The following is a 14,648-nucleotide window of genomic DNA, read 5'->3' as shown; positions in this document are numbered from 1 at the left end:
CGCGCGGGGCGGACGATGAACCTGTCAATCACCGATGACATTACCTTCCGCAAGCTCACCATCTTCATGATGTTTGTGGAGAAAGGTAACATCGCCCGCACCGCCGAGGCGCTGAACACGCTGGAAGAGAACGTTCGTTGTCCGCTGTTCGTCCATAAAGGCCTCTTCGGTACTCGTCCCGATATAAAGGTTACCGTTGCGGTCGGCAGCACCGGAACAGAAGCCTGCGTTATGTGATTTAGCGGCAAAGGTTGCCGTGATTTATTTTCGTCAGCGCGTCGTTCACGCCAAATAATTTAAACGTCACCTCATCAACGCCAAGATTTTTCAGACGCGCAGTGTGTTTTTTAATATAAGCCTGCGCCGTTTCTTCGGATTCAAACAAGTAAATGCCGCCAGCTTGCTGGTTTTTCTCGCTTTCTGTCCAGATTTTCCAGATGAAGCCCGGCTCCTCATTGATAGACTCCGCCAGCCCGACCAGTTGCTGAGTCATCTCCTCGCCAAAAGGGCCGCTAAAGTTAAAATGGATCTGTAAAAGTGTTTTCGACATGCCTTCTCCTTGAGTCACATAACTATCGTGTTGCCACACTACCACGATTAATTCGGCTGATGCAGAGGTTCACGCGATTTCTGTGGGGTATTGCGCGCGCCTTGCATACCGCCCCCTCTGGGGAAATGAGGCGCAATTTTATTTCGCCAGACGACCAATTGAACGTAAAATCACATATTGACTAATCTGTGAACCTTATGCGCGGTATAGTATTGTTTCCAATTATCAATTGTTCTGGTGCTATGGTTGAGATCACGTCCACAGAAATGACCCCGCCTGTCAATGACTCGCATGAATTTATTCCCATGCGTGGCATTCGTAATCGCCATTTACAAACTATGCTGCCGCGCTTAATCCGCCGCAAAGTGAAGTTCAACGCCCACTGGCAGCGGCTGGAGCTACCGGACGGCGATTTTGTCGATCTGGCATGGAGCGAAGAACCGCAACAGGCAAAGCATAAACCGCGGCTGGTGGTCTTTCACGGTCTGGAAGGCAGCCTGAACAGCCCCTATGCCCACGGGCTGATTGAGGCGGCGCAAAAGCGCGGTTGGCTGGGCGTGGTGATGCACTTTCGCGGCTGTAGCGGCGAACCCAACCGTCTGAATCGTATTTACCACTCCGGTGAAACGGAGGACGGAGCCTGGTTTTTACACTGGTTACAGCGGGAGTTCGGCGCCGTTCCGACAGCCGCCGTGGGCTATTCGCTCGGCGGTAATATGCTGGCGTGCCTGCTGGCGAAAGAAGGCCGCGATATTCCCATCGAGGCGGCGGTGATTGTTTCTGCGCCTTTCGTTCTCGAAGCCTGTAGCTACCACATGGACAAAGGGTTTTCCCGCGTCTATCAGCGTTATTTGCTTAATCTGTTAAAAGCGAATGCGTCACGCAAGCTGGCGGCGTATCCCGGGTCGCTGCCGGTGAATCTGGCGCAACTGAAATCAATGCGCCGAATTCGCGAGTTTGACGACCTGATCACCGCGAAAATTCACGGCTTTGCCGACGCCATCGACTACTATCGTCAGTGTAGCGCCATGCCGTTGCTTAACCAGATTGCTAAACCGACGCTGATTATTCACGCTAAAGACGATCCGTTTATGGATCATCATGTGATCCCTAAAGCGGAAGATCTGCCCCCGCAGGTGGAGTATCAGCTGACTGAGCATGGCGGACACGTAGGATTTATCGGCGGTACGCCGCTGCGCCCTGAAATGTGGCTGGAACGCCGAATTCCTGACTGGCTGACAACGTACCTGGAGGCGTCATCATGATCATTCCCTGGCAGGGGCTCGCCCCCGACACGCTGGACAACCTGATCGAAAGCTTTGTGTTGCGCGAAGGCACCGATTATGGTGAACATGAACGTTCGCTTGAACAAAAAGTCGCTGACGTAAAACGCCAACTGCAATCCGGCGAGGCCGTGCTGGTATGGTCTGAATTACATGAAACGGTCAATATTATGCCGAAAAAGCAGTTTCGCGAATAAAACGCCTTTGCCGACAATACATTATTACTAAAGCTCAATCATGGAGTTGCCATGTCAGCCAAACATCCGGTGATAGCAGTAACAGGGTCAAGCGGCGCGGGGACCACCACCACCAGCCTCGCGTTTCGTAAAATTTTCGCGCAGTTAAATCTGCACGCCGCCGAGGTGGAAGGCGACAGTTTTCATCGTTACACCCGCCCGGAAATGGACATGGCGATCCGCAAAGCGCGTGACGCCGGGCGGCATATCAGTTATTTCGGGCCTGAAGCCAATGACTTCAGCCTACTGGAACATACCTTTATTGAGTACGGGCAGACGGGTAAAGGCCAGTCGCGTAAATATCTGCATACCTATGATGAAGCCGTACCGTGGAATCAGGTTCCCGGCACGTTTACCCCCTGGCAGCCGCTTCCCGAACCGACCGATGTGCTGTTTTATGAAGGACTGCACGGCGGCGTCGTCACCCCGCAACATGATGTCGCGCGTCATGTTGATCTGTTGGTTGGCGTGGTGCCTATCGTCAACCTCGAGTGGATTCAGAAACTAATCCGCGACACCAGCGAGCGCGGACACTCCCGTGAAGCGGTGATGGATTCCGTGGTGCGTTCCATGGACGACTACATCAATTACATTACGCCGCAGTTCTCGCGTACCCATATCAACTTCCAGCGCGTGCCGACCGTCGATACATCCAATCCGTTCGCCGCAAAGGGTATTCCCTCGCTGGATGAGAGTTTTGTGGTGATCCATTTTCGCAACCTGGAAGGGATCGATTTTCCCTGGCTCCTGGCGATGCTCCAAGGCTCGTTTATTTCTCACATTAATACATTAGTGGTGCCGGGCGGCAAAATGGGGCTGGCGATGGAGCTGATTATGTTGCCGCTGGTGCAGCGATTAATGGAAGGCAAAAAAATCGAATAACCGCGGTGAAATGCCCGATGGCGCTACGCTTATCGGGCCTACGAGATAAAAACGGGTAGGCCGGATAAAGCCACGCCGCCATCCGGCATCACATGTTACGCCGCAATCACTTCATACGAATGGGTAATATTGACCGCTTTTTCCAGCATTAGCGCCACCGAGCAATATTTTTCCGCGGAGAGATCGACAGCGCGCGCGACGGCAGCCTCTTTCAGATCGCTGCCGGTAACGATAAAATGCAGATTAATGTGCATAAACAGGCGCGGCGCGTCTTCCCGGCGCTCGGATGTCAGCTTCACTTCGCAGTTGGTGACATTCTGACGGCCCTTTTGCAGGATTGATACCACATCAATAGCGCTACATCCGCCAGCCGCCATTAATACCATCTCCATCGGACTCGGCGCTTTGTCACCGGAGTTACCATCCATTAAAATCTGATGGCCGGAGGAGGACTCTCCGAGGAACGTGAGTCCTTCAACCCACTTTACACGCGCTTGCATATTTCGTAACTCCAATGTTTCAATTTTCCTGAAAGATTACGCGCATACAACAAAACTGGCAATGGAAGGCGACCTGGGTCATGCTGAAGCGAGACACCAGGAGACACACGGCGAAAGCTATGCTAAAACAGACAAGATGCTACAGTAATACATTGACGTACTGCATGTATGCAGAGGACATCACATTACAGGCTACAATCTATTTTCGTAGCCCCCTTCCCAGGTAGCGGGAAGTATATTTTTGCAACCCCAGAGACAGTGCCGTTTTCTGGCTCTGGAGACAGCTTATAACAGAGGATAACCGCGCATGGTGCTTGGCAAACCGCAAACAGACCCGACTCTTGAATGGTTCTTGTCTCATTGCCACATTCATAAGTACCCGTCAAAGAGCACGCTGATTCACCAGGGTGAAAAAGCAGAAACGCTGTACTACATCGTTAAAGGCTCCGTGGCAGTGCTGATCAAAGATGAGGAAGGGAAAGAAATGATCCTTTCTTATCTGAATCAGGGTGATTTTATTGGTGAACTGGGCCTGTTTGAAGAAGGTCAGGAACGCAGCGCCTGGGTACGTGCGAAAACCGCATGTGAGGTCGCTGAAATTTCCTACAAAAAATTTCGCCAATTAATCCAGGTCAACCCGGATATTCTGATGCGCCTCTCTTCCCAGATGGCTCGTCGCTTACAAGTCACCTCTGAAAAAGTAGGTAACCTCGCCTTCCTTGACGTCACCGGGCGTATCGCTCAGACGCTGCTGAATCTGGCGAAACAGCCCGATGCCATGACGCACCCGGATGGGATGCAGATCAAAATCACCCGTCAGGAAATCGGCCAGATCGTCGGCTGCTCCCGCGAAACCGTTGGTCGTATTTTGAAAATGCTGGAAGATCAAAACCTGATCTCCGCGCATGGCAAGACCATCGTCGTCTACGGCACCCGTTAATTCCGTCAGAATGGCGCGTTTTATCATGCGCCATTTTTGTTTGCATCGATGTGGCGAAGACTGATTTATCACCCAGAGATTAATTACGCACTACGGCAAACGCTGGTGCTGTGCCTGCCTGTGGCTGTCGGTTTATTGATAGGCCAGCTACACCTGGGCTTGCTTTTCTCTCTTGTTCCCGCCTGCTGCAACATTGCAGGTCTGGATACCCCGCACAAACGCTTTTTTAAACGCCTGATCATCGGCGCGTCGCTGTTCGCCGGATGCAGTCTGGTAACGCAACTTCTGCTGGCGGAATCCATCCCCCTGCCGTTGATCCTGACCGGGCTCACGCTGGTGCTTGGCGTGACGGCGGAAATTAGCCCGCTTCACGCGCGGCTACTGCCAGCGTCGCTGATTGCCGCCATCTTTACCCTGAGTCTTGCGGGATACATGCCCGTCTGGGAGCCGCTGCTCATTTATGCGCTGGGCACGCTATGGTACGGCGTGTTTAACTGGTTTTGGTTCTGGCTATGGCGCGAACAGCCGCTGCGCGAGTCATTGAGTTTGTTATACCGTGAACTGGCCGATTATTGCGAAGCGAAATACAGCCTGCTCACCCAACATATCGATCCGGAAAAAGCGCTGCCTCCCCTGCTGATACGCCAGCAAAAAGCGGTCGATCTCATTACCCAGTGTTACCAACAGATGCATATGCTTTCGGCGCACAATAATAATGATTACAAGCGTCTACTGCGGGCTTTTCAGGAAGCGATGGATTTGCAGGAGCACATCTCCGTCAGCTTGCATCAGCCGGAAGAGGTACAGAAACTGGTAGAACGCAGCCATGCGGAAGAGGTGATTCGCTGGAATGCGCAAACGGTCGCCGCCCGCCTGCGCGTGCTGGCGGATGACATTCTTTATCATCGTCTGCCGACGCGCTTCTCCATGGAAAAACAGATTGGCGCTCTGGAGAAGATCGCCAATCAGCATCCTGAAAATCCGGTAGGCCAGTTCTGCTATTGGCACTTCAGTCGAATCGCCCGTGTGCTGCGTACTCAGCGGCCGCTGTACGCCCGCGACCTGATGGCCGATAAACAGCGTCGCCTGCCGCTACTTCCGGCGCTGAAAAATTATATGTCTCTAAAATCGCCGGCGCTACGCAATGCCGGACGCATCAGCGTGATGATGAGCATCGCCAGTCTGATGGGCAGCGCGTTGCACCTGCCTAAACCGTACTGGATCCTCATGACAGTGCTGTTTGTCACCCAAAACGGCTATGGCGCGACGCGCGTACGTATTCTGCATCGTTCGGTCGGAACGCTGGTCGGCCTGGTGATTGCCGGCGTCACGCTGCACTTACATATTCCCGAAAGCATTACGCTGGCGGTCATGCTGGTACTAACGCTGGCAAGTTATCTGATTATTCGTAAAAACTACGGCTGGGCGACGGTCGGCTTTACGGTGACGGCGGTATACACCATCCAGTTACTGACGTTAAACGGAGAGCAGTTTATTGTGCCGAGGCTGATCGATACGCTGATTGGCTGTTTAATTGCCTTTGGCGGCATGGTCTGGCTGTGGCCGCAATGGCAAAGCGGGCTATTACGTAAAAACGCCCATGATGCGCTGGAAGCCGATCAAGAAGCTATCCGACTGATCCTCAGTAACGATCCGCAGGCCACCCCGCTCGCTTATCAAAGAATGCGGGTCAACCAGGCGCATAACACGTTATTCAACTCGTTAAATCAGGCAATGCAGGAACCCGGGTTCAATACCCACTATCTGTCGGATATGAAACTGTGGGTCACGCACAGCCAGTTTATTGTCGAGCATATCAACGCCATGACGACGCTGGCGCGGGAACACACCATGCTGACGCCGGATCTGGCGCAGCGCTATCTGGAATCTTGCGAGATTGCAATTCAGCGCTGCCAGCAGCGCCTGGAGTACGACAGGCCAGGCGGCTCCGGCGATGTCAATATTCTGGAGTCGCCGGACATGCCGTCACATGGCTTATTGAGCACTCTGGAGCAACATTTACAGCGCATCATTGGCCATCTGAACACCATGCACACCATTTCGTCGATGGCCTGGCGTCAGCGTCCGCATCACGGTATCTGGCTGAGTAAGCGGCTACGGGATACAAAAGGTTAAGTCCGACTGCCGGATGCGCTACGCTTATCCGGCAATCCGCCATCAGGCCACCACCTTCCCTACCGCCTGCGCAAAGCGCTGCATTCCTTCATTGATATCCGCCTCTTCCACCACCAGCGACGGGGCAAAACGCATCACGTCGGCTCCGGCATTGAGCACCATCACGCCGGCCTCCGCTCCTGCGTACAGAAAATCGCGCGCCCGGCCTTTGTACTTCGGCTTCAGTTCCGCGCCAATCAGCAGCCCCATGCCGCGAATATCGCTGAAAATGTCAAATTGCTCGTCAATCGCCTGCAAATGTTGCACAAACTGTTGCCGCTTAGTGTGAATGCCTTGTAGTACCTCTGGCGTATTAATAATATCGAATGCCGCGCCAGCCACCGCACAGGCTAGCGGATTGCCGCCATAGGTTGAACCATGCGAACCGACATGGAAGGCCGAGGCGATCTCCTGCGTGGTCAGCATGGCGCTCACCGGAAAACCGCCGCCTAACGCTTTGGCGCTGGTGAGGATATCCGGCGTGACGCCGTAGTGCATATAGGCAAACAGGTCTCCGGTGCGCCCCATCCCGCACTGCACTTCATCAAACACCAGCAACGCCTGATGCTTGTCACACAGGTCGCGTAACCCTTTGAGGAATTCCGGTGTAGCCGCCTGCACGCCGCCTTCCCCCTGAATCGGCTCGACCACCACCGCGCAGGTGTGGTCATCCATTACCGCTTTCACCGCATGAAGATCGTTGAAAGGAACGTGAATAATGTCGGCGGGTTTCGGCCCAAAGCCGTCGGAATATTTCGGCTGTCCGCCGACAGAGACGGTAAACAAGGAACGGCCATGAAAGGCGTTATGGAAGGCAATGATTTTCGTTTTGAACGGGCTATGGCGCACGCAGGCATAATGACGCGCCAGTTTAAAAGCGGTTTCGTTCGCTTCGGTGCCGGAATTCATAAACAGCACGCGCTCGGCAAACGTGGCGTCGATCAGTTTACGTCCCAGACGCAACGCTGGTTCATTGGTAAAAACGTTACTGGTATGCCACAAGGTTTCCCCCTGGGATTTCAGCGCCTCGACCAGTGCCGGATGGCAATGGCCCAGCGCAGTCACTGCAATCCCGCCGGCGAAATCGATATACTCTTTGCCCTGCTGATCCCATACGCGGCTGCCTTTACCTTTGACCGGAATAAAGTCCGCCGGTGCATAAACAGGCAGAATCACCTCATCAAAAGTTGCGCGCGTAATAGCCGTTTGTTCAGTTGCCATATCATTACCACCCGGTTAAGTAGAAATGCCAGTGAAATTATAATCACAAAATATGAATAAAAAATCACTCAATAGCAACCACAAATCAACGCCGGAGGAAATTTTCCAGCAGAGCGTGTCCTTGTTCGCTGAGAATACTTTCCGGGTGGAACTGCACGCCTTCCAGATCCCACTCGCGGTGGCGAATGCCCATAATCTCCTGCGTTTCACTCCAGGCGGTGATCTCAAAACACTCTGGCAACGTGGCAGGGTCGACAATCAGCGAGTGGTAACGTGTCACGGTTAACGGGCTGGGCAATCCCCGAAACACGCCCTGTCCATTATGCGTAACAGGTGACGTTTTACCGTGCATCACTTTCGCTGCCCGCACCACCGACGCGCCAAAGGCCTGCGCCATCGCCTGATGACCCAGGCAAACGCCCAGCATCGGAATACGTCCGGCATAATGGCGGATAACCGCCAGTGAAATGCCAGCGTCATTTGGCGTACAGGGGCCAGGAGAGATAACGATTTTTTGCGGGTTCAAAGCGTCAATGTGCGCCAGCGTCAGCGCATCATTGCGCCGGACCTGCACTTCCGCGCCCAGTTCACAAAAATACTGGTAGAGGTTCCAGGTAAAGGAATCATAGTTATCGATAAGCAGGATCATGGCGGCTCCGGGTCAGTAGAACCGCACTATTTTACTCAGTTTCGCGAGCTTCGCTTATCGCTTTCTGAAAAATCGCCTGCAAAGCGGAGAGATCGCCCATCGCGCCGCTCTGGTTCGCCTGCTTCCATGTTTCAACCGCAATACCTTGCCAACTCAGCGCGTAGCCTGCATGTAGCGCCAGCTGTTCAAAGAAGATGCGCTGCGCCAGCCCGCTCCCCAAACGAAACGGATGAAGCACGTTAATTTCACAGTAGTAATGCGCCAGCCGCTCGACAAACTTCTCGTGCGCCAGACCGACCAGATAGCCCTCTTCTTCCAGATCCTGCATCAGAGCGTTGCCCTCTTTTTCGATATAGGCAAAGTGGCAGAAACGGGTATCGCCCTGGTAAATATCGACCTCCCGCAGTTGCCCTGCCCAGTCGAAAATATCCTGATAGAGCTGGCGATGAATCGCGCACAGATGAGGCAAGCCGCGTACCAGCGGCCCCAGTTCAATCGTGGCGGCACGGAGCGCGGTCATTTCATATGCCGCTTGCGCCAGTCGCTGGGCCTGATGAATCCCCAGCCGATTACGCATCACATTCAGCCCCGGATAGAGGTACGGATCGCGCCCTTCGCCAAATTTATCGCTCATAGTGCCTCCGAAGCTCGTCAAGACGTGCCAGCGCTTCATCGGCGGTCAGGGTTACTAAGGGGATCTCAATACCTTCGAGACGGCGGCTTTGCTGGAAGTTAACGTTGCGCCGCTGTTCCCAAAAGCGTGACTTTTGTTTATCGGTAAGTTTCTTCACCTGGCCTCCCTGAATATGTCTGTGCTTGACCACAAGTATAAGCAGCAATTTCAGGTTACGCTGAGACAGGGAGAAAACGCGGGCGGCTCGCACCCGCGCAGTCATATTTTATTTTATGGCAGGACTTTCGCGGAAAGGATAACGACTGGTTTTGTCGGCACATTCTGATAAGGCCCGACATCGTGCGTCGGTACCTGTGAGATTTTATCGGCGACATCCATACCTTTTACCACTTTTCCAAATACCGCATAGCCAAAGTCGCGCTGGCCGTGGTCGAGAAAAGCGTTATCCGCGACGTTAATAAAGAACTGGCTGGTGGCGCTGTCTTTATCTGCGGTGCGCGCCATCGCGATCGTGCCGCGAGTATTACGCAGACCGTTGTCGGCTTCATTCTTAATCGGCGGATTCGGTTTCTTCTGCTGCATCTGCTCGTTAAAACCACCGCCCTGAATCATGAAGCCAGGAATAACGCGGTGAAACGTAGTGTTGTTATAGAAACCACTGTTGACGTAATCGACAAAGTTTTTCACAGAAACCGGCGCTTTCTGGCTGTTCAGCTCCAGCTCAATATTCCCGGCGGAGGTGGTTAACAGCACATGAGGATCGCCTTTTGCTGCCAACGCTGCGGGAGAAAGAGCAGAAAGAGCGAAAACAGCTGCGACAGCCGCCAGAGTCGATTTGAGCATGAGATTTCCTTAAAGAGAGCAGAAATAAAGCAAGTGGAATGATTTTAAAGAGCCTTCCTGGGCCAGGCCAGCCCTTTACCTAATTTTACGTATATGAAACAAATGTAACGTTACGACGCAACGCCGTATTCTTGCAATATGATGTGACAAACATCACATTAAAAAATGTAATGAACATTACTATCACTAATAATTATTTAAATGCATCACAAAAGCGCCTAAAATCTGCCCGCTTAACGCGCCCTCCACGCGCTTCACTTCTCTTCAAGGCCAGACATGACTAACAGCAACCGCATCAAGCTCACATGGATCAGCTTTCTTTCCTACGCCCTGACCGGGGCGCTGGTGATTGTCACCGGGATGGTGATGGGAAATATCGCAGACTATTTTCAGCTGCCCGTTTCCAGCATGAGTAATACCTTTACTTTCCTGAACGCCGGGATTTTGATCTCGATCTTCCTCAATGCGTGGCTGATGGAAATCATCCCGCTGAAAACACAGCTACGCTTTGGTTTTATCCTGATGGTGCTGGCGGTGGCCGGGCTGATGTTCAGCCACAGCCTGGCGTTGTTCTCAGCGGCGATGTTTGTGCTGGGGCTGGTCAGCGGGATCACCATGTCGATTGGCACCTTCCTGATTACGCAACTGTATGAAGGGCGTCAGCGCGGTTCCCGACTGCTGTTTACCGACTCCTTCTTCAGCATGGCGGGGATGATTTTTCCTATGGTCGCCGCCTTCCTGCTGGCGCGTAGTATTGAGTGGTACTGGGTCTACGCCTGCATCGGCCTGGTCTACCTGGCGATTTTTATCCTGACCTTCGGCTGTGAATTTCCGGCGCTGGGTAAACATGCGCAGCACTCTCAGGCGCCTGTCGCCAAAGAAAAATGGGGCATTGGCGTACTGTTTCTCGCCGTCGCCGCGCTGTGCTATATCCTCGGTCAATTGGGCTTTATCTCCTGGGTGCCGGAATATGCCAAAGGCCTCGGCATGAGCCTGAATGACGCCGGGGCGCTGGTGAGTGATTTCTGGATGTCCTATATGTTTGGTATGTGGGCGTTCAGCTTTATCCTGCGCTTTTTCGATCTGCAACGCATCCTGACCGTACTGGCGGGTATAGCGGCGGTCCTGATGTATCTGTTTATTACCGGCACGCAGGCGCATATGCCGTGGTTTATTCTGACGCTGGGCTTCTTCTCCAGCGCCATTTATACCTCCATCATTACGCTGGGATCGCAGCAAACGAAAGTGGCCTCGCCTAAGCTGGTTAACTTTATTCTGACCTGCGGCACCATCGGAACGATGCTGACCTTCGTCGTCACCGGCCCGATTGTGGCGCACAGCGGTCCACAGGCGGCGTTACTCACCGCGAATGGTCTGTATGCGGTGGTCTTTGTGATGTGCTTTGCGCTCGGCTTTGTATCCCGTCATCGTCAGCATAGTTCGCCAGCGGCGCATTGATAATGATTGCCGGATGGCGACGCGATGCGTCTTATCCGGCCTACAGCGTAAGCTGTTGGTAGGCCGGATAAGGCGACGTCGCCCTCCGGCACTCTATCCCCCCCTCCTGACGAGGTAGGCCTGTTGGTCTAAAAACCCCTCATTTTGTATGTTATTTGTACAAACCTGAAAAGCCTGACAATTCCGCCACTTATAAAAATCCAGACAAATCAGCCACATACCCATTAAGAGGTATATAAAGGTGAATTTGATTTACATCAATAAGCGGGGTTGCTGAATCGTTAAGGTAGGCGGTAATAGAAAAGAAATCGAGGCAAAAATGAGCAAAGTCAGACTCGCTATTATCGGTAATGGTATGGTCGGCCACCGCTTTATTGAGGATCTCCTTGATAAATCCGACGCTAGCCTGTTCGACATTACCGTGTTCTGTGAAGAACCCCGTAAAGCCTATGACCGTGTCCACTTATCATCCTACTTCTCTCACCACACCGCGGAAGAGCTCTCTCTGGTGCGTGAAGGATTTTACGAGAAGCACGGCGTGAAGGTACTGGTTGGCGAACGCGCAATTACCATTAACCGTCAGGAGAAAGTGATTCACTCCAGCGCGGGTCGTACCGTTTATTATGACAAGCTGATCATGGCGACCGGTTCATATCCGTGGATTCCGCCGATTAAAGGCTCCGAAACCCAGGATTGCTTCGTTTACCGTACCATTGAAGACCTCAACGCTATCGAAGCCTGCGCCCGTCGCAGCAAGCGCGGGGCGGTGGTCGGCGGCGGTCTGCTGGGGCTGGAAGCCGCTGGCGCGCTGAAAAACCTCGGAGTGGAAACGCACGTCATTGAATTTGCGCCAATGCTGATGGCGGAACAGCTCGATCAGATGGGCGGCGAGCAGCTACGTCGCAAGATCGAAAGCATGGGCGTGCGTGTACACACCAGTAAAAACACGCAAGAGATTGTTCAGCAGGGTAACGAAGCGCGTAAGACTATGCGTTTTGCCGACGGCAGCGAGCTGGAAGTCGATTTTATCGTCTTCTCTACCGGTATTCGCCCACGCGACAAGCTGGCTACCCAGTGCGGTCTGGCCGTCGCGCAGCGCGGCGGGATCGTGATTAACGACACCTGCCAGACGTCCGACCCGGATATCTACGCTATCGGCGAGTGCGCCAGTTGGAACAACCGCGTTTACGGTCTGGTAGCACCGGGCTATAAAATGGCCCAGGTCGCCGTTGACCATATCCTCGGCAGTGAAAACGCCTTTGAAGGGGCGGATCTCAGCGCCAAGCTGAAGCTGCTGGGCGTGGACGTCGGCGGCATCGGCGACGCGCATGGCCGCACGCCGGGCGCGCGTAGCTACGTTTACCTCGATGAAAGCAAAGAAGTCTACAAACGTCTTATTGTCAGCGAAGATAACAAAACGCTGCTCGGCGCAGTACTGGTCGGCGACACCAGCGATTACGGCAATTTGCTGCAACTGGTACTGAACGCCATCGAACTGCCGGAAAACCCGGATTCGCTGATCCTGCCGTCGCACGCGGGCAGTGGTAAACCCTCTATCGGCGTGGATAAACTGCCGGACAGCGCGCAGATCTGCTCCTGCTTCGATGTGACTAAAGGCGATCTGATCGCCGCTATCAATAAAGGCTGTCATACCGTGGCGGCGCTGAAAGCGGAAACCAAAGCCGGAACCGGCTGCGGCGGCTGCATCCCGCTGGTGACGCAGGTACTGAACACCGAACTGGCGAAACAGGGTATTGAAGTCAACAACAACCTGTGCGAGCACTTTGCTTATTCTCGTCAGGAACTGTTCCACTTAATACGCGTGGAAGGCATTAAAACCTTTGAAGAACTGCTGGCGAAACACGGTAAAGGCTACGGCTGCGAAGTGTGTAAGCCGACCGTCGGTTCGCTGCTGGCGTCGTGCTGGAACGAATACATCCTCAAACCGCAGCACACGCCGCTACAGGATACTAACGATAACTTCCTGGCGAATATCCAGAAAGACGGCACCTACTCGGTGATCCCGCGCTCCGCTGGCGGTGAAATCACCCCGGAAGGTCTGGTGGCCGTGGGTCGTATCGCCCGCGAGTTTAACCTCTATACCAAAATTACCGGTTCTCAGCGTATCGGTCTGTTTGGCGCGCAAAAAGACGATCTGCCGGAAATCTGGCGTCAACTGATTGAAGCGGGCTTCGAAACCGGTCACGCGTACGCCAAAGCGCTGCGGATGGCGAAAACCTGCGTCGGCAGCACCTGGTGCCGCTACGGCGTGGGCGACAGCGTCGGTTTCGGCGTGGAGCTGGAAAACCGCTACAAAGGCATTCGCACCCCGCACAAGATGAAGTTCGGCGTCTCCGGCTGTACCCGTGAATGTGCGGAAGCGCAGGGTAAAGATGTGGGTATCATCGCCACTGAGAAAGGCTGGAACCTGTACGTTTGCGGTAACGGCGGCATGAAACCTCGTCATGCGGATCTGCTGGCAGCCGATCTCGATCGCGACACGCTGCTCAAGTATCTCGACCGCTTTATGATGTTCTACATCCGTACCGCCGACAAACTGACCCGTACCGCACCGTGGTTAGACAACCTGGAAGGCGGCATCGACTATCTGAAATCGGTCATCATCGACGACAAGCTGGGCCTGAACGAACATCTGGAAGAAGAGATGGCGCGCCTGCGCGCAGCGGTGGTCTGCGAGTGGACGGAGACCGTCAACACGCCAGCGGCGCAGGTTCGTTTCAAACACTTTATCAACAGCGACAAGCGCGACCCAAATGTTCAGGTTGTGCCGGAACGCGAACAGCATCGTCCGGCCACGCCGTATGAACGTATCCCGGTCACTCTGGTGGAGGAAAACGCATGAGCCAGTGGCAAAACATCTGCAAAATCGATGACATTCTGCCGGGAACCGGCGTCTGCGCGCTGTTAGGTACTGAACAAGTCGCGATTTTCCGTCCTTACCATAGCGATCAGGTATTCGCGATCAGCAACATCGACCCGTTCTTTGAAGCCAGCGTGCTGTCTCGTGGACTGATTGCGGAACACCAGGGCGAACTGTGGGTCGCCAGCCCGCTGAAGAAACAGCGCTTTCGCCTGAGCGATGGTTTGTGCATGGAAGACGAACAGTTTTCTGTGAAACATTACGACGCGCGGGTAAAAGACGGCGTGGTGCAGTTGCGCGGTTAATTATTTTTGGGAGGCGCAACGCCTCCCCTTTTTTGACGTATTTGTAGGTCTTTTATTGGTAGGCCTGATAAGCGTAGCGCCATCAGGCAAT

General features: G+C 53.7%; 16 protein-coding genes. 9 read left to right on the top strand and 7 right to left on the bottom strand.

Translation table 11 applies throughout. The annotated features are described in order from the left end of the window. Positions 1–15 precede the first annotated feature (15 nt). Positions 16–237: a helix-turn-helix domain-containing protein gene (locus tag LDB27_RS01870; RefSeq protein ID WP_001054030.1), complete on the top strand. Its 222-nt coding sequence runs from the start codon at positions 16–18 to the stop codon at positions 235–237. 1 nt (position 238) lies between these two features. On the opposite strand, the gene LDB27_RS01865 is transcribed toward LDB27_RS01870, so the two are convergent. Continuing rightward, positions 239–550: a monooxygenase gene (locus tag LDB27_RS01865; protein WP_000047689.1), complete on the bottom strand. Its 312-nt coding sequence runs from the start codon at positions 548–550 to the stop codon at positions 239–241. A 197-nt stretch (positions 551–747) separates the two neighbouring features. Here LDB27_RS01865 and LDB27_RS01860 point away from each other — a divergent pair, with 197 nt between their 5' ends. Genes LDB27_RS01860 through LDB27_RS01850 form a run of 3 tightly spaced genes read left to right on the top strand, consistent with a single transcriptional unit; the run spans position 748 to position 2,951 of the window. Further along, a complete protein-coding gene (locus LDB27_RS01860) occupies positions 748–1,815 on the top strand; it encodes a hydrolase (protein WP_001214114.1) in 1,068 nt (355 codons plus the stop codon). Next, complete coding sequence (locus LDB27_RS01855; RefSeq protein ID WP_000586568.1) at positions 1,812–2,030, top strand: YheU family protein; 219 nt, start codon at positions 1,812–1,814, stop codon at positions 2,028–2,030. Before LDB27_RS01860 ends, LDB27_RS01855 begins: the two co-directional genes overlap by 4 nt. 51 nt (positions 2,031–2,081) lie before the next feature. Further along, the gene (locus tag LDB27_RS01850; protein ID WP_001274690.1) at positions 2,082–2,951 is read left to right on the top strand and encodes a phosphoribulokinase; all 870 of its coding nucleotides are present in this window, start codon (positions 2,082–2,084) and stop codon (positions 2,949–2,951) included. A 95-nt stretch (positions 2,952–3,046) separates the two neighbouring features. Here LDB27_RS01850 and LDB27_RS01845 read toward each other — a convergent pair whose 3' ends face one another. Further along, positions 3,047–3,451 (bottom strand): OsmC family protein, encoded by a 405-nt coding sequence (locus LDB27_RS01845; RefSeq protein ID WP_001148915.1) that lies wholly within the window; start codon positions 3,449–3,451, stop codon positions 3,047–3,049. A gap of 307 nt (positions 3,452–3,758) precedes the next feature. On the opposite strand from LDB27_RS01845, the gene crp reads away from it, so the two are divergent. After that, entirely contained in the window at positions 3,759–4,391 is a 633-nt protein-coding gene (crp, locus tag LDB27_RS01840; protein ID WP_000242758.1) for a cAMP-activated global transcriptional regulator CRP, read from the top strand. A gap of 48 nt (positions 4,392–4,439) precedes the next feature. Continuing rightward, a complete protein-coding gene (locus tag LDB27_RS01835; RefSeq protein ID WP_000269311.1) occupies positions 4,440–6,527 on the top strand; it encodes a YccS/YhfK family putative transporter in 2,088 nt (695 codons plus the stop codon). A gap of 42 nt (positions 6,528–6,569) precedes the next feature. On the opposite strand, the gene argD is transcribed toward LDB27_RS01835, so the two are convergent. The 5 genes from argD to ppiA all read right to left on the bottom strand — a co-directional run bounded on the left by argD (position 6,570) and on the right by ppiA (position 9,913). After that, on the bottom strand, positions 6,570–7,787 hold the full coding sequence (gene argD / locus LDB27_RS01830) for a bifunctional acetylornithine/succinyldiaminopimelate transaminase (RefSeq protein ID WP_000190027.1): 1,218 nt from the start codon (positions 7,785–7,787) through the stop codon (positions 6,570–6,572). A gap of 85 nt (positions 7,788–7,872) precedes the next feature. Next, positions 7,873–8,436: an aminodeoxychorismate synthase component 2 gene (pabA, locus tag LDB27_RS01825; RefSeq protein WP_000601879.1), complete on the bottom strand. Its 564-nt coding sequence runs from the start codon at positions 8,434–8,436 to the stop codon at positions 7,873–7,875. 31 nt (positions 8,437–8,467) lie between these two features. Beyond that, the gene (locus LDB27_RS01820) at positions 8,468–9,070 is read right to left on the bottom strand and encodes a putative adenosine monophosphate-protein transferase Fic (protein ID WP_001280675.1); all 603 of its coding nucleotides are present in this window, start codon (positions 9,068–9,070) and stop codon (positions 8,468–8,470) included. Next, the gene (locus LDB27_RS01815; RefSeq protein ID WP_001519136.1) at positions 9,060–9,227 is read right to left on the bottom strand and encodes a YhfG family protein; all 168 of its coding nucleotides are present in this window, start codon (positions 9,225–9,227) and stop codon (positions 9,060–9,062) included. The genes LDB27_RS01820 and LDB27_RS01815 overlap by 11 nt, the downstream gene beginning before the upstream one ends. 113 nt (positions 9,228–9,340) lie before the next feature. Continuing rightward, positions 9,341–9,913 carry a peptidylprolyl isomerase A gene (ppiA, locus tag LDB27_RS01810; protein ID WP_000920478.1) on the bottom strand — a complete coding sequence of 191 codons (573 nt, stop codon included), beginning with the start codon at positions 9,911–9,913 and terminating at the stop codon, positions 9,341–9,343. A 276-nt stretch (positions 9,914–10,189) separates the two neighbouring features. Here ppiA and tsgA point away from each other — a divergent pair, with 276 nt between their 5' ends. The 3 genes from tsgA (at position 10,190) to nirD (ending at position 14,557) form a co-directional block, all read left to right on the top strand. Continuing rightward, positions 10,190–11,371 carry an MFS transporter TsgA gene (gene tsgA, locus LDB27_RS01805; RefSeq protein WP_000185264.1) on the top strand — a complete coding sequence of 394 codons (1,182 nt, stop codon included), beginning with the start codon at positions 10,190–10,192 and terminating at the stop codon, positions 11,369–11,371. Between the two features lie 319 nt (positions 11,372–11,690). Beyond that, positions 11,691–14,234 carry an NADPH-nitrite reductase large subunit gene (nirB, locus tag LDB27_RS01800; protein ID WP_000049257.1) on the top strand — a complete coding sequence of 848 codons (2,544 nt, stop codon included), beginning with the start codon at positions 11,691–11,693 and terminating at the stop codon, positions 14,232–14,234. After that, positions 14,231–14,557: a nitrite reductase small subunit NirD gene (gene nirD / locus LDB27_RS01795; protein ID WP_000084812.1), complete on the top strand. Its 327-nt coding sequence runs from the start codon at positions 14,231–14,233 to the stop codon at positions 14,555–14,557. The genes nirB and nirD overlap by 4 nt, the downstream gene beginning before the upstream one ends. Positions 14,558–14,648 lie beyond the last annotated feature (91 nt).

The organism is Salmonella sp. JXY0409-18 (assembly GCF_020268625.1).
GTDB lineage: Bacteria > Pseudomonadota > Gammaproteobacteria > Enterobacterales > Enterobacteriaceae > Salmonella > Salmonella enterica.
This window is presented reverse-complemented; position numbering and strand designations above follow the sequence as displayed.